9 protein-coding genes and 1 pseudogene are annotated in these 15,663 nt (G+C 51.9%); 8 read left to right on the top strand and 2 right to left on the bottom strand.

Annotated features, from left to right (window positions below; genetic code table 11):
* Positions 1–4: 4 nt before the first annotated feature.
* From pqqD to B880_RS0103930, 4 genes are all read left to right on the top strand, one after another.
* Positions 5–283 (top strand): pyrroloquinoline quinone biosynthesis peptide chaperone PqqD, encoded by a 279-nt coding sequence (gene pqqD, locus B880_RS0103945; RefSeq protein ID WP_017346070.1) that lies wholly within the window; start codon positions 5–7, stop codon positions 281–283.
* Positions 270–1,412 carry a pyrroloquinoline quinone biosynthesis protein PqqE gene (gene pqqE / locus B880_RS0103940; RefSeq protein WP_017346069.1) on the top strand — a complete coding sequence of 381 codons (1,143 nt, stop codon included), beginning with the start codon at positions 270–272 and terminating at the stop codon, positions 1,410–1,412. The genes pqqD and pqqE overlap by 14 nt, the downstream gene beginning before the upstream one ends.
* Positions 1,412–3,718: a pyrroloquinoline quinone biosynthesis protein PqqF gene (gene pqqF, locus B880_RS0103935; RefSeq protein WP_017346068.1), complete on the top strand. Its 2,307-nt coding sequence runs from the start codon at positions 1,412–1,414 to the stop codon at positions 3,716–3,718. Before pqqE ends, pqqF begins: the two co-directional genes overlap by 1 nt.
* Positions 3,719–3,856: 138 nt before the next feature.
* Positions 3,857–4,441 carry a YceI family protein gene (locus tag B880_RS0103930; RefSeq protein WP_017346067.1) on the top strand — a complete coding sequence of 195 codons (585 nt, stop codon included), beginning with the start codon at positions 3,857–3,859 and terminating at the stop codon, positions 4,439–4,441.
* A 35-nt stretch (positions 4,442–4,476) separates the two neighbouring features.
* Here B880_RS0103930 and B880_RS0103925 read toward each other — a convergent pair whose 3' ends face one another.
* Complete coding sequence (locus B880_RS0103925) at positions 4,477–6,657, bottom strand: glycoside hydrolase (RefSeq protein ID WP_051005677.1); 2,181 nt, start codon at positions 6,655–6,657, stop codon at positions 4,477–4,479.
* 650 nt (positions 6,658–7,307) lie between these two features.
* Here B880_RS0103925 and B880_RS0103920 point away from each other — a divergent pair.
* The 4 genes and pseudogenes from B880_RS0103920 (at position 7,308) to B880_RS24690 (ending at position 14,118) form a co-directional block, all read left to right on the top strand.
* Entirely contained in the window at positions 7,308–9,311 is a 2,004-nt protein-coding gene (locus tag B880_RS0103920) for a protein-disulfide reductase DsbD family protein (protein WP_017346065.1), read from the top strand.
* Positions 9,308–10,029 (top strand): annotated as a pseudogene (locus tag B880_RS24695) (DsbA family protein). Before B880_RS0103920 ends, B880_RS24695 begins: the two are co-directional and overlap by 4 nt.
* On the top strand, positions 10,026–10,526 hold the full coding sequence (locus tag B880_RS0103910; RefSeq protein ID WP_017346064.1) for a protein disulfide oxidoreductase: 501 nt from the start codon (positions 10,026–10,028) through the stop codon (positions 10,524–10,526). The pseudogene B880_RS24695 and the gene B880_RS0103910 overlap by 4 nt, the downstream one beginning before the upstream one ends.
* A 358-nt stretch (positions 10,527–10,884) precedes the next feature.
* Positions 10,885–14,118 (top strand): ATP-binding protein, encoded by a 3,234-nt coding sequence (locus B880_RS24690; RefSeq protein WP_192841066.1) that lies wholly within the window; start codon positions 10,885–10,887, stop codon positions 14,116–14,118.
* A gap of 8 nt (positions 14,119–14,126) precedes the next feature.
* Here the strand turns inward: B880_RS24690 and B880_RS0103900 are convergent, their stop codons facing one another.
* Positions 14,127–15,173 carry a tyrosine-type recombinase/integrase gene (locus B880_RS0103900; RefSeq protein ID WP_017346062.1) on the bottom strand — a complete coding sequence of 349 codons (1,047 nt, stop codon included), beginning with the start codon at positions 15,171–15,173 and terminating at the stop codon, positions 14,127–14,129.
* Positions 15,174–15,663: the final 490 nt, after the last annotated feature.

The following is a 15,663-nucleotide window of genomic DNA, read 5'->3' as shown; positions in this document are numbered from 1 at the left end:
CATCATGAATGATTTGCAAATCCCGGCTTTCCGTCGCGGCTACCGTATGCAGTGGGAAGCGGCTCAGGAGAGCCATGTTGTACTCTATCCAGAAGGGATGGCGAAACTGAACGAAACCGCCGCGCTGATTCTGGAGTTAGTGGACGGCAAACAGAGCGTTGCCGCAATTATTGCTACTCTTGACGCACGTTTCCCGGAAGCGGGTGGCGTAGGCGAGGATGTAAAAGAGTTCCTGCAATCTGCGATTGAACAGAAGTGGATAATGTGTCGTGAACCCGCATAAAACTGGCGTTAACCCGCCGCTCTGGCTGTTGGCGGAGCTGACTTACCGTTGCCCGTTGCAGTGCCCTTACTGCTCAAACCCGCTGGACTTTGCTCAGCAGGAACAAGAGCTGACCACCGAACAGTGGATTGACGTTTTTCGTCAGGCACGCGCCATGGGTAGCGTGCAGTTAGGCTTTTCTGGCGGTGAACCGCTGACGCGTAAAGATCTGCCTGAACTGATTAAGGCCGCCCGTGATTTGGGTTTCTATACCAACCTGATCACCTCCGGGATCGGCCTGACGCCGAAAAAGCTCGATGCTTTTGCCGAAGCGGGTCTTGACCATATTCAGATCAGCTTCCAGGCCAGTGATGAAACGCTGAATGCGGCGCTGGCCGGTTCGAAAAAAGCCTTCCAGCAGAAGCTGGAGATGGCACGAGCGGTCAAAGCCCACGGCTATCCGATGGTGCTTAACTTTGTACTGCATCGCCATAATATTCATCAGATCGATAAAATCATCGACCTGTGTATTGAGCTGGAAGCCGATGACGTTGAGCTCGCGACCTGCCAGTTCTATGGCTGGGCACATCTGAATCGCAAAGGGCTGTTGCCTACGCGCGAACAGATTGCGGATGCAGAAGCGACGGTGAATCGTTATCGCGAGAAAATGAGCGCCAGCGGTAACTTTTCTAACCTGCTGTTTGTGACGCCAGATTACTACGAAGAGCGGCCTAAAGGCTGTATGGGCGGTTGGGGAGCGATCTTCCTCAGCGTGACGCCAGAAGGGACTGCGTTACCCTGTCACAGTGCGCGTCAGTTACCCATTAAGTTCCCTTCAGTACTGGAACAGCGGCTGGATGATATCTGGTACAACTCCTTTGGCTTCAACCGCTATCGCGGCTACGACTGGATGCCAGAGCCGTGCCGCAGCTGCGATGAAAAAGAGAAGGACTTTGGCGGATGCCGCTGTCAGGCCTTTATGTTGACCGGTAATGCCGATAACGCCGATCCGGTGTGCAGCAAGTCTGAGCATCACGGTAAAATTCTTGAAGCGCGACGCGAAGCTAGCTGCAACGATATGCAGATATCCCAGTTGCAGTTCCGTAACCGGGTAAATTCGCAGCTGATCTATAAGTCCAACGTATTCTGATGGATGAAAATCAGCGCCTGCTGCGGCTCAGCAACGGTTTTGAGCTGCACCTCAGCCATCAACCTGGCGCTTCACAGGGCGCTGCGTTGCTGCAAGTCAAAGCAGGCAGTTATGATGAGCCAGCCCGCTGGTCTGGGCTGGCGCACCTGCTGGAGCATCTTCTGTTTAGCGGTGGAGAGCAGTTTCCCGGCCAACAGCGTCTGATGCCCTGGGTGCAGTCGCTGGGCGGGCAAGTCAATGCCACCACGTTAGCCTATCGAACCGCGTACTTTTGGCAGGTGCCAGCGAATTCCCTGCATGATGGCATGGCGCGCCTAAAAGACATGGTTTTGCATCCGCAGTTGACCGCAGCGGCGATTGCACAAGAAAGTCGTGTTATCGATGCCGAGTACCGGTTATTGCAGCAACATCTCCCCGCACTCACGGAAGCCGCTTTATTACACAGTATTGAAAACCCGGCCTGTTTTCGGGATTTTCATGTGGGTAGCCTGGCCTGTTTTGGTGAAGACACCGCGCTATTACGTCAGGCTTTAGTAGCGTTTCATGCGCGCTATTACGTCAGCCAGAATGCCCAGTTACGGCTGAGTGGTCCGCAGTCGCTGGATGAGCTTGAGCAGTTGGCCCGGCAGTTTGTGGTCGGTTGGCCCGAAGGCACTGCGCGCGCCGCTGAGCCACTGCCACAACTTGTCGCGGCTCCCCATGCCCAGTTGAAGCAGAGTGGCCCGCAGCAACTGTGGATCAGTTGGCTGATGCAGGGAAGTGATGATGCAGTTCGTGACAGCGTCACTTTGCTGCATGAGTTCGCATTAGATGCTGCCCCCGGCAGTTTGCTGGCACAGTTGCGTGAGCAGGGTTTCTGTCACGAAATCAGCTTCCACTGGCTTAGCACGGGCGATAACAGTTGCTGGCCAGCCGTTAAGTTTGTTACCGACACCCCCGATCAACTGTTAGCCGCGTGGCAACAGTGGTTGACTCAGTTGGCAGAGACCAGCCCGCAACAGCAAGCGCATTATCAGCAGTTAGCGCTACGTCGCTTCCATAATCTGACACCACTGGAGAAAGTGCGCCAGCAGACGCTTGGGTTTGCGCCCGACTCTGCCATTCCGCGTCTTGATCAACTGCTGCCGTTACTGAAAGAAGGCGTCTGTTTGTGGGTGTCACCCGATGCGCCAACTCAGATCTGTGTGACGCAAGGGTATACGCTTTCACGTTCTTCCTGGTCTTTACCTGCTATAAGTCCAGAAGCCCGCTGGAAATTTACGTTTTATCCCCAACCGCTGCCAGAGCCAGCACCCGCCGTTCTCGCTGACGGCGCGGGTTTATTACATCTCAAACCGGATAACTGGCCTGCCACATTGCTGTTGCGCCCGGCATGGCACTGTAGTCCGGACGCGGCACGTGGCCGGGCGCTGGCCGGGCAACTAGGCGGCAGTTTTGCCTGGTTACGCCATCTCGGCGGTGAGGCTGAGTGGGCTGAAGTGCAGGGCATCTGGCAATTCACGCTGCAACTCCCGGCGAACCACAGTGCGGCGCAGTGGCTGATGGAACACATCGCTGACGCGCTGGTATCCACGTCTCCGGCTCATCCAGTTCCACCGGAGAGCATCGCGTTACGCCAACTGCTGGCTGCGTTGCCAGGCGTGCTGCTGGCCTCAACGGGCAGTGGTCAGTGGCAAGGTGCATTACTGGGTGGCGATCGCACCCTGGCACAGCAACTGGCCGCGCGCATGGCCGTTTTACCTCCGCTGGCCGCGATTGAAAAGGCGCGCCCGGCACGACAAATGCAACCCATTGCTCACCCTGGTAATGAAAATGCACTCCTGCTGTTTATTCCGCTACTGGACGCCACACCAGCCTCATTGCTGGCATTGCAGGTGTTGGCACGTTGCTATGAGCCGCTGTTTTTCCAGCGACTGCGGGTTGAATTGCAGGTGGGATATGCGGTGACATGTCGTTATTTACGCTGTGGCGATCGGGACGGTGTGTTACTGGCGGCCCAATCCCCTGATGTGCCCATTGCCACGCTTTTGGCGGAGTTCAAGGCATTTATGCGCAATATGACGGCACAAATTGCACAGCTCACCCAGGAAGACATTCAGCAGCATGTGCAACGCCTGCTGCATGAGGCGCAAGGACAAAACATTGCCACGACGCTGCAACGTAACTTGCGCCGTGAAGCGGGACTGGCCGAACTTCCTGAAGAGACAAACACCCAACTAACGGCCGTTGACTTACTGGCATTGCATCAGCAATTGTTAAGTCAGCGTCGCCAGTGGCGAATGCTGTTTAGCAGTGGAAAACAGTAAATAAATAGATGAAAGTGATTATAACCCACCGATATTACTGAATATATTTGAATAGCTCGAACAAATCTCTTCACTGGCGCAAATAGTCGATATGCACCTAGACTGCATAAGTCGATAAATTTTAATAAGGATTGTGCAGTGAAATCATTCAAACGTGTTGCGTTACCTTTACTGGCTATTGCTAGCCTGTACGTGCCTTTCAGCCAGGCGGCTGCGACTCAATACCAGCTTGATCCAACGCATACCTCGGTGATTGTCACCTGGACCCACTTCGGTTTCTCTCACCCAACGGCCGCAATTCCAGGTACCACGGGTACCGTGGTGTTTGATAAAGAAAACCCATCGCTCTCCCGTGTCGATGTCACTCTGCCGGTCAGTAAAATCGACACTTTCGTGCCAAAGTTGACCCAGGAGTTTCTGACTGCCGCCTACTTTGATACGGCTAAATACCCAACGGCGGTGTTCCACAGTACGAAAGTGACGGCAACCGGCGACAACAAGTTTGATGTCGAAGGCAACCTGACCATCAAAGGCATTACCAAGCCGGTTACGCTGCACGCCACGCTGAACAAGCAGGGTGAACACCCAATGGCGAAGAAGCAGGCGATTGGTTTTGATGCCACTGCAACGCTGAAACGTTCAGACTTTAAAGTAGATCAGTTCATTCCGGCGGTCAGTGATGACGTCACGCTGACCATCTCCACGGAAGGTTTCGCGAAATAATGTCGACTCCCGCCCAACCTGGGGCGGGATGTTTTTCACAACGAGAAACGTATTACCTCACCGTTTGGCCTGTGCATCACCAGCTCATAGGGCTGGATACCGGCACGGACAACGTCACTAAAATTAGCGCTAAGCAGTGAACCATCACTAAAGCGTGTCTGCTGTACCCAGCCTGTTTCATCGAGCCAGCGAAAATCCACGAGTGCTTTATCCCACAAAATTTCGTGCATCGGGCGGAACAGACGATCCATTTTAACAATTTCAGGCAAACGTAGCGCGAGTGAAGCACGTGACAGGTTGAACAGTGGAGGGGTGTTATATAACAGACTCAGCAAATCACGGTTTCGCTTCACTTCGGGAAACTTCAGGTTGTCGTAGGTCCAGTGGTGCGTCGCGATCACCGAATCATGAAATGCAGCCTGATAGAGAGGTACGCGATAGCGGGGATCGAACACCACGGTTTTATAACGCGGCTTGAGCTTCGTCGGCTGGAAAAACTGTGCGGGCTGACTCTCAGGCCACCATGCACCCAGGAACCACGGCGAGGTTTTATCCTGGTGGATCGACCTATCCTGCCAGCCAAATCCCCAGGTTTCAGTGCCATGCGCAAACAACAAATGCTGAGCCGTTAACGCATTGCCATCTTCAGAGCCCACCGGGATACCCAGTTTCTCGCCAACCCACGCCAACCTTTGGTTCCTTGCCGTGGCCATTTCAGCCGCAGAGGTGGGATGCCGGGGATGAAAATCATCACGCACCATTGCCGTTCCGTCGACATCCAGAAACAGGCTATTAATGCCGCTAGTCGCCACCAGAGACTGCATGCGCTGCTGTGACCAGTCCAGCATACAGCCTGGATTGAGGTAATAACCGGCACCACCAAATCCCGGCAACCGTGTTCCGTTTTCTCTGACGATGGCGCACTTTTCCCCGAGATTTGTCGGTATTTGCGCAGTCAGCCAGTTGTTATTGATACCACGAGGGATGGCGGTATCGTAAGAGTCATAGCTGGCCACTAACCAGCCTGCCTTTTTGGCCTGGCCGATCGCAGCGGGATTGAGTAACGCAGCCGTCCAGTTATCCGTTCCTAACCAAAGACGAGGCAAACCAGCGAGTTGCAAATTTTCCAGCAAGGGGAGCGACAAACTCTGGCCCCACGTGTTTGACGGTGTTAGCCACTGCGCCAGATGTTGTTGTGTCCAGTCTCGCACGGCAGCCGCTTGCTGTTGCTGAGGAGTCAGATCGGAACTGACGACATCTGTTTTTATGCCTTTGACCTGCGTGCTAATCGCCTGATTCAAGGCTTCAATCAGCTGTATTTGTTGCCACTTTTCTGGCCTTTGGCTCCCCATTTGTTGAATGTCGGCCACAACATCCTTCGCTAACCTCTGGCGGAGTTCGATGCCCGATTCCGATCTTAGCCAATCTAAGAGTCCGGGCCAGTCCCGCACATTCTCTGCGGCCAGCAATCCGTTACCCCACAAATAGAGATGACTGGCCCCGATCAGTTTGTTGCCATCCTGCGTTTTCGCCATTTTTTCAGCAAGCGATGAAAATTGTCCCTGCTGTTGCAGCTGTTCACGATAGCGAATAGCACCTGAAAGCGGGGTGTCTCCCACCGTGAGTAGCACGCGGAAAGGGGTAGCAAGGCTCATCGGACTAAATTTGTGACTGGCTTGCATCGCTACGCGCGTGGCATCCCCGCTGAACTGGAGTTCATTATCGTAGGGATTGAGCATCAGCCAGCTGATCCACTGCTGCTGATGTTGCTGGCTCCAGAGCGGTAATTTTAAATCCCAGTGGGTATTGATCGCGTTCATTTCTTGCTGCAAGTAGACACGCCACTCAGGATCGTCAAGGGGGATACGACTCCCTTCGCCAATCGGCAGTAAAAGGGTCTCTGCTTTATCCGGTAAGTGATACCAGTTCAAGGTTTGGGGCGTACTGGTCTGAAATGTCAGGAGTAGATCACCATCTTGCAAGCTGGCACTGATGTGCATCTGCTTGCCGGGCCAATACCATTGGGCAGCACGTTCATCCTGTTGCAGCGATGCAACCTGCTGCGCGACAACACCTTGATTTAACAGATGATGATTAACATGGATACGCAACGTGGCGGGATCTAGTGTAAATACGTTTTCCCCTTGTTGCAGGGTTAGCGCATAAAGCGGCGTGCTACTCAGCATTACCAACACAAATAGGGCGTTTCGAAGCATAGTTTCCATTCTCAGACTGAAAAAAAAACAGCCTGGCACTAAAACGACGAACTCACCCCAAGACCGGGCTTGAAGTGGGAAAATGATTAAGCCAGGGCTTGACGTTGTCAGTATGATCAACAGGTTAGGGTAAACAGCATGACGTGTAAGTTATAGATGTCATTTATTTTCTATCGATGACAAATTTTTACATGGCGTGACGTTTTCCTGCGAGTTGCGCGCTTATCATAGCCGCACTTTTTTTGTGGAACCCGCTAATGACTCGACCTCACCACTGTGCAAAATGGATTCTCGCGCTGGCTTGCCTTGCGATGATCTTTTGTCTGGCACAGAGGGTGCAGGAGCCAACGCCTTTACCGCCCTCTCTCGCTTCATCATCTTTCAGCGAACTCATCGCTGATGGCAGTGAGATGACCTGTTCCCTGGGTGAAAAATCGCTTTTCTCTCACCCCCCAGTCATTGAAAACCTGTTTATCCCTTTACTGTTTCTGTTGTTGGCGCTGGCGACGCGGTCTATCGTGGTTTCAGTCTGGTCATTTACACTTTCTTACCGCCCGCCGAGGTTAAGAAGACATCTCACTTTCTGTGTTTTCCGGGAATAAAACGCACAGTTTCGACCTGTGCCATTTTTATTAACCGGAGAAATAACTATGTTTGCTATCTTGCAGCGCTTGCTACTCACACTGCTGTTCCTCAGCGCATCGACGTTTGCGGCCGATACGGGCTGGCAGCGCAGTGATACGAATCCTTATGCTGAAGTGCGCCTGCGTGGCGCTACTTTGCAACAACAACCCCGCATGCTGATGGATATTCGGCTGGCTTCCGGCTGGAAAACCTACTGGCGATCGCCAGGCGAAGGCGGCGTAGCGCCAGAAATACGGTGGGAAAATAGCGCGGTTCAGGCCCAGTGGCATTGGCCACTGCCGACACGTTTTTCGGTCAGTGGTTTTACTACACAGGGTTATCGTGGTGATGTCACTATACCGATTGAACTTAGTCAGGTAGCGGAAGGGCCACTGCGCGGCGTATTGACGCTCTCCTCATGCAGTAATGTCTGCATCCTCAGTGATTTTCCCTTTGAGCTTCCCCCATTAACCCCGGCAGATGCTATTTTTCAGGCCGACTACGCCCGAGCAATGGGTAGAGTTCCGCCAGCTGAGGGAGTAACGGAACAACTTGAAGCCAGCTGGGTGGGAAACACGCTGCAAGTTAAGGCAGAACGTGCAGCGGGTTGGGAGCGCCCCGCGCTGTTTTTTGATTACCCGCCAGAGGTGATGTTGGGAGAACCCGATATTCAGGTCAAAGGCTCGATGTTAACAGCACGAGTATCCGCGACCGATGAATGGGGTGATAAACCGGAGAGCCAGGTGGGGCATCCACTTTCTCTGGTGATTGCTGACGGTGATATCGCCCAGCAAAGTCACGTTACGCTGAGCAATAAGGTTTTAGCGCAAAATACCAGTGAAAGCTTTTTGATGGTGATATTGCTGGCATTGGCTGGCGGCCTAATCCTCAACCTGATGCCGTGCGTGTTGCCGGTGCTGGCGATGAAACTGGGCAGTCTGGTGCAACAAACCGGTCAAACCCAGCGACAAACCCGGCAACAGTTTCTGGCCTCCAGTGGCGGAATTCTGGTCTCCTTTATGTTACTGGCGCTGATGATGACGTTGCTGCGGTTGAGCGGGCAGGCGCTAGGCTGGGGAATACAGTTCCAGAGCAGCGGATTCCTCGTTGTCATGGTGCTGGTGACGTTTATCTTCAGCTTAAGTCTGTTTGATCTGCTGCATTTGCAGCTGCCTTCCGGGCTCACAACTCGCATGGCAACCCAGGGTGGAAATGGCCTGAGCGGGCATTTTTTCCAGGGCGCATTCGCCACTTTACTCGCGACACCGTGCAGTGCGCCGTTTCTCGGCACCGCCGTAGCCTATGCCTTGACCGCATCGTTACCCGAACTTTGGCTACTCTTTTTGTTCCTTGGTATCGGAATGAGTTTGCCCTGGCTAGCCGTGGCATTAATGCCCGGAATCGCACGCCTTCTGCCACGCCCAGGCCGCTGGATGATCCATCTGCGCACGGTGCTTGGGCTCTTGTTGCTGCTGACCACAGGCTGGTTGATCACCTTACTCCAGCCGCATTGGGGTCAACAGATCGTGGTCATCGTGTCTTCTTTGCTACTGCTGTTGCTGGTCGTCCTACTGTGGCGGCAGCGAGATCGGGTTCGGCTCGTATTGCTGCCACTTGTTTTGTTGGTGGCCGCAGCGGCCTGGCATTTTTCCCCCCAACCTGACCAAGGCGATCGATTGCCCTGGCAGCCGTTAACGGAAGAAGCGTTACAACAGGCGCGGGCGAAAGGCGGCCTGGTGTTTGTTGATGTCACAGCTGACTGGTGCATTACCTGTAAGGTGAATAAGTTGCGCGTGCTCAACCAGCCAGAAGTACGCGCGGCGCTCCTGGCACCCAATGTCACGCTATTACAAGGCGACTGGACACGACCCGATCCTGCCATCAGTGAATTCTTGCGCCAGCGTAATATAGCGGCCATTCCCTTTAATCAACTCTACAGTCCGGCTCACCCGGACGGACACATCTTCTCACCTCTGCTCAATACAGAGGATCTTTTGACTGAGTTCAATGCTAATAAGGCAAAAAAATGAAAAAATCTCTGCTTCTAAGCTTATCTCTGCTGGCATTTCCATTGATGGCATCGACCGCGCTGACACCCGATCAGGAAGCACGGGTGCGCGAGCTGGTGCGTGAAACCCTGGTCAGCAACCCCGCAATCCTGGCGGAAGCGGCAGACGCGTGGGATAAACAGGCAGCGCAAAACCAGCAGTCAATGTTGCAGGAAGCCATCAAAAAAATCACGCTGCGTTATATGAAGATGCTTATTCACCGCGACTGGGGGCTAAACAGCCGCAGTTGACCCTGGTGAATTTCACGGATTACAACTGCCAGTTCTGTAAGCGTCAGGAGGCCGATCTGGAACGTTTGATGCGAGCGTACCCGCAGGTGGCGGTGATCATAAAGCCGTTGCCTTACCGTGGTGAAACCTCTATGACCTCTGCGCGCTACGCCATCAGCATCTGGCAACAGCAGCCGGAAAAATTTGCGGCATTCCATGAGACCTTAATGAGCAAAAAGGGCGATCATACGGATGCAACCCTTCAGGCAGCGTTGAAGAAAAACGGTCTTGTTCTGAAAGAGATGACGCCAGAAAGCCAGCAGACCATGCAGCTTAATCTGGCATTAGCTCAACAGATGATGGTGCAGGGAACGCCCGCTACCCTGATTGGCAAGCAGATGGTTATGGGTGCCGTGCCTTATGAACAGTTAGAAGCGGCAGTTAAAACTGCGCTGGCTGAGGGTACATGAAAAGGCTGAAACGCCTGCTGCGCGAAGGCGTTCTGCTTCTGTTGCTGCTGGCCTCAATACTGTGGGGCCTTGATCTCTGGCGCGCCCCCAAACTCACCGATCAGATGTTGACGCAGTCGTTGATGGATATGAATGGGGAATCACTCTCGTTGCAAGCGATCAGCCAACAGCAGCCGGTGTTAATTTATGTCTGGGCCACCTGGTGTGGTGTCTGTAAGTTGACGACGCCCACGGTTGCAGCGTTGAGCGCAGAAGGTGTCCCTGTATTAAGTGTTGCACTGCGTTCAGGTGATGATGATCGGGTTACGGAATGGATGAGAAAGAAAACGTTGCCTCAACCGGGACTTAATGATGAGCGCGGTGAACTGGCGCAACATTGGGGAATTAATGTCACACCCACTTTCGTCGTGATTTACCGTGGCGAGGTCAAAAGTGTGACCACCGGGTGGAGCAGCCGCTGGGGCTTACAATTGAGAATGTGGCTGGCAAAACAGTGAACAGTAGCGCCACCGGAGGGTGGCGCTATTTTCATTAACAGAGATAAAGTATCTTCTCATTTCCCACGAGTTGATTTCCGCCACCACGTGAAAAAATGTCAACTGTTAAACAAAGACACAGAACTTTTTTCTCAATCAATGAACCCAGATTAGAGCCGTGTTACCTGGCAGCGATTATCGTTATCAAACAGCGGGTATAAATTAGATTTTCGTCATTACGACAAATAATTTATTAAAGATTGTTATCTTATGGTCGTATTATTTTTATGCCAGATGTTTTTTTTCGCAACGTCTTCTATCCTGGATAGCCATGCTCATGTTGTTTTTTTATAAAAAAGTTGCAGTCATGAAAATATTCATGCTGCTATTATTGATGCTGGCATTTACTGCCCGAAGTGAAAATATTCGGCAGGCTAATGTATTGCTGCATATAGCACCGACTAATAACATCGCTTTACCGTTATCTCCGACAGAAAAAAACTATCTGAGCAATAAGCATCAGCTCCGGTTGGGCTTATTAAACGAGCCTTCGCCCCCATGGCGAACGCAAAATTACCGTGGTGAATTCGAAGGTGTAAGCATTGATTACTCTGCCATTATTGCCAACCGGCTAGGCTTAACCCTTGAGGCTTATCATTTCAGCAGCCTAACCGAAGCGAAAAGGGCGCTAGCGCGCGGCGAAATTGATTTACTGGCAGATATAGATGTGACCAGCTGCTCCTCTCGTTTTCTCTGTAGCAGCATGTACACGGAAAACAGACCGATCATTGCGGTCAAAAAAAATCAGCACAGCCCCATCCCTGCTGACCTCGCTGACATGGAAGTGGCAATTGCCGTTGATTATTTAGCCCTTGAAAATGTGCAACACACTTATCCCAAGGCCAGGATTCGGTTATATAGCAATACCCAAGCCGCGTTGAGCGCAGTCGCTTATGGTAATAAGCAGGTCTTCTTGGGCGGCAGTGAAACGGTGGGGTACAATGACTTTGACGGGTTACGAACGGAGCGTTATGCGCTACTCCCTGAAAAGAAAATGGGTTATTTGCTCAATGATAACCGCCAGGTGCTGGTTTCTCTGATTAACCGGGCGATTGCTTCACTGACCCGTTCTGAAATTGCCAGCATACAGCAGTTCTGGCAGCCTGAACTGTTTTTGTCGGGAGAGAATTCCCTGCCTTTAGTGTTAAGTGACAATGAAAAAAAATGGATTTCAGCCCACCCCCAAGTGAATGCGTTAATCTATGATAATAACTACTCGTCACCGTTGGCGTTTGTGGATGACTCAGGTGAAATACATGGTCTGGCGGCAGATATCTTACGGATTGTTGAATTACACACCGGTATTAAATTTAATTTTCAACGGATGGAAACCATCAAGGAGATGATGAATACAGTAAGTGCAGGGAATGCCGATCTGCTGTCGGCCCTGGTTTCCAGTAAACCTCGTGAACCTTCCATCTTATTTACCCGCCAGTACATAACCAGTCCCTTCGCGCTGTTAACCCATAAAGAGACGGAGAAAATTCAGCACCTTGCCGACCTCCGTGGGAAAAAACTAGCGCTGATCAGGGGGACATCAGTGGCTGACATGGTGCGAAAAAATTACCCCGACATCAATATCTACTGGGTTGAGAGCGATAAAGCACTACTGGACAGCGTCGCGAAGCGCAAGGCTGATGCAGGTATCATGACCCTGATTTTTGCGCGCTATCAAATTAACCGGCATTATCATGAACAATTAAAAGTCGTGAATACCGCAGGTATGACGCCGGCTTTTATTTCTTTTGCTGTGGGGAAACATGTTCCGGAACTGCGCGATATTATCGATAAAGTCATGATGACGATTCCGCTTGGCCATATGAATCTGCTGGCCAGCCGCTGGCGACCGGAGTCATTGGTGGTGCATCAAAGTTTCTGGCAGAAGTATCAGACCTGGATATTATTCGGCATGGGTCTGAGCGCGCTGCTGATCTTCTTTTCTCTCATCTGGCTTTTCCATTTACGTCGCCAGGTAATATTACGTACCCGAATTCAGCGCCAGCTTGACGATCAACTTACGCTGCTTCGCCAGATGGTTGATGGTACGCCGTTTCCGGTATGGCTGCGCGATCGGCATGGCGCTCTGACCTACTGTAATCAGCGTTATCTGGCAGAAACCGCCAGTGACTGGTTGCATGTAAAAGGTACAACGTTACTGGAATATCAGGGGAACCTGACCAGGGAAGAAGCCGTTGGTGTGCATCAGTTGCTGCAACAGGTGATCGAACAGGGTAAAGCGCGATTTGAAGACCGCAATTATCAACTCCAACATCAGAATGGAGATCAAGACAGCTGTACGGTATTTCAATGGTTGCAGCCCTGGCTGGACAGTGAAGGGAACACCTGTGGTGTCATGGGCGGATGGATGGATATCAGTAATCGTCAGGCGCTGTTGCTGGAATTACGAGAAATGCGCGATAAAGCCGAGGCCTCCAACCGTGCCAAGTCCACCTTCTTGTCAACGATGAGCCATGAGATCCGCACGCCGCTGAATGCGGTGATCGGCATGTTGGATATGGCGATTCGGCAGATGAAAATGGGGCAGCAGGATCTTCAGGCGCTGGAGTTGGCGCATGATTCTGCACAGAGTCTTATCGGTTTAATCGGGGATGTGCTCGACATTTCTCGTATTGAAGGCGGCTATCATGAATTTCATCCTGAGCGCGTGAATCTACGCAGTCTGGTTGAGAAACTTCGCTTAGTGTTTGGCGGAGTGGCGAGTGAAAAAAATCTGCAAGTGGTGCTGCAACTCAGCGGTAATAGCGAGCAAGATGTGGAAGCCGATCCTCTGCGCATCAAACAGATACTGACCAACCTGTTGAGTAATGCGATTAAATATTCCGATCGCGGCTGTGTCTTGCTCCGACTGGAACAGAACTGGAATGTCGACCTTAACCAGGTTCATTGTGTGATTGAAGTTGAAGATAACGGCATAGGTATTCCGTTGGAACAACAGGCCGCACTGTTTCAGCCTTTTGCACAAGCAGAAAACCGGCGGGCAGGGACCGGACTGGGTCTGTATATCAGTCGTAATTTGTGTCAGGCCATGCAGGGTAGCCTCACTTTGCGCAGCCAGCCGGGCGAAGGGACCTGCGCGCGTGCTGAGTTTTATTTACCGGCGGCAGTTTCGCCACCAGCACCCGAGGATATGGCAACCGCTGTAACCGCAGCTAGCACAAAGTTAACTGTCCTGGTGGTTGATGATAACCATGCAAACCAGTTGCTGTTGTCGCGCCAGCTAACCTGGCTGGGCCATGAGTGCGAGACAGTTGGCAGCGCCACTGAGGCATTGGTGCAATGGCATTCAGAAAAATTTGATGTCATCATCACCGACTGTAATATGCCCGTGATGAACGGCTATCAGCTGGCCGCTGCGATCCGTTTAGCTGAGCAGAAAAAGTCGTGCAATCCCGTGTGGATTATCGGTTTTACCGCGAGCGCACTGCATGAAGTGAGCCTCAGCTGTAAGCAAGCGGGCATGAATGACTGCTTATTTAAACCTTGTTCGTTGAATGCTATCGCTGAAGCGCTGCAAAAAAGTCTCATCGTATGATGAGTCCATTAGTCACGCGGTTGGCGGAAGACACGCTTCTCCATTAAATCAACCATCGCGCCTTGTTGTGCTTCCACATGACGAATGTAGCGCATCAGGGTTTCGGGTTTTTTCCATGTGCCTTCCTGCATTATTTGTGCGACCGAGTAACCTTGTTTTGCCAGATCCTGAGCGGCACCGACACGGCTGCTATGACCACTCCAGCTCAGATAACGTTTTTTATTGGCTTTAACATTCCGGCTGCTGGCAATACTGTGCCAGGCATTTTGGAAAATAGCTTCCAGCGCCGGGAGCGTTAAGGGTTTTTCGAACTGTAGATGGACACGATTGGATCGATGTACCCGGCAAAACAAAAACGCGTCTGGCTCATGTACCAAACCCGAATTGATTAGCCAGTCCGTCAGACGTTCGCTGGATAAACCGCTTAGCGCTTTAACCAGACCGCCAGTCTGTACCACGGTTTTGGTCCAGCCCACATCAAGAATGATCCGTCCATCTTCAGCACGGGAAATATCTCGCACGCGCAGGCGGGCAACTTCACTCACACGCAGTAATGTACTGTAAGCCACATGAAGAAAGGCTAAATTGCGTTGCTCAATGAGCCGACTGGATTGCTGCCAACAAGCATCGATCTGTTGCAGATCTTCCAGGCGAAAGGGTAAGGCCTGGCCGCTGCGCTCCCCGGACACCACCGCCGATCGGTTAATCTTTTTCATGGCGCGGAATACCAGAGGATCAAGATTGGGTGGGACTAGTCCTGCATTTCTATGCAGCATGGCAATCAGTGCCGCGTGGGTTGCAATGGTGGACGATGCGCGACCAGCCTGTTGTAGATGCTGCAAGTAATCACGCAGATCTTCTGCACTTAAGGGAAAAAAGCCCCGTTGATGATCATTAGCCCAGCGGAAGCAAAGGCGCATTACGCTCATCAGCTGACGCCAGGTATTGGGAGAGAAGGCGTCCCGATCCTGAATAAATGACAGCAGACGCGCCGTAATCTCTTCATTGACGTTAGCCTGAGCCAGTAACGTGGAGTTTGGGGTGATCAACGACATAATTAGGGCGCTTTTCCTTGCTTACAATTGATCGCGCTACGTGGATTCTGTAAATAAAGCAGGGGGATTACCCTGAAGAATTCACATAGCGTCGTCAGTAAAATTCACGGCAATCGTCGGTTTTCGACGGATCCTAAGAAGATCCTGATGATACAGGCTTTATTTAGCCTTGTCCTGACTTTATATAATGCCAATTATATAAAGTCAGAATCATGAAATGGCGGTTTAATGGATAAATTGTCTTTAATTTGTGCAGATTGAGTTCAAAACACTCGCCTGTAAAATCGAGATGCCTCGGCCTGTCAGGGCAATCGGACTGCGATATGGTTCGCTCCGATGTTCTTGTTCTCCGAAATCGATACGGTTGTTTTGTCTGTAAAGCAGAGCAGAGCAAGGTAAGGGTCAAGGTCAAAACACTCGTCTGTGAAATCGAGATGCCTCGGCCTGTCAGGGCAATCGGGCTGCGACGTGGCTCGCTCCGATTACCCTG

Source organism: Pantoea sp. A4, assembly GCF_000295955.2.
Lineage (GTDB): Bacteria > Pseudomonadota > Gammaproteobacteria > Enterobacterales > Enterobacteriaceae > Pantoea > Pantoea multigeneris.
The sequence above is the reverse complement of the archived record's forward strand: the minus strand, read 5'-3'. Positions and strand labels throughout refer to the sequence as shown.

What these genes read in the sequence shown, in the direction of transcription:
- pqqD (WP_017346070.1), top strand. Translation starts at nt 5, where the DNA reads ATGAATGATTTGCAAATCCCGGCTTTCCGTCGCGGCTACCGTATGCAG.
- B880_RS0103910 (WP_017346064.1), top strand. Translation starts at nt 10,026, where the DNA reads ATGAAAAGGCTGAAACGCCTGCTGCGCGAAGGCGTTCTGCTTCTGTTG.
- pqqF (WP_017346068.1), top strand. Translation starts at nt 1,412, where the DNA reads ATGGATGAAAATCAGCGCCTGCTGCGGCTCAGCAACGGTTTTGAGCTG.
- B880_RS24690 (WP_192841066.1), top strand. Translation starts at nt 10,885, where the DNA reads ATGCTGCTATTATTGATGCTGGCATTTACTGCCCGAAGTGAAAATATT.
- B880_RS0103900 (WP_017346062.1), bottom strand. Translation starts at nt 15,173, where the DNA reads ATGTCGTTGATCACCCCAAACTCCACGTTACTGGCTCAGGCTAACGTC.
- B880_RS0103925 (WP_051005677.1), bottom strand. Translation starts at nt 6,657, where the DNA reads ATGCTTCGAAACGCCCTATTTGTGTTGGTAATGCTGAGTAGCACGCCG.
- B880_RS0103920 (WP_017346065.1), top strand. Translation starts at nt 7,308, where the DNA reads ATGTTTGCTATCTTGCAGCGCTTGCTACTCACACTGCTGTTCCTCAGC.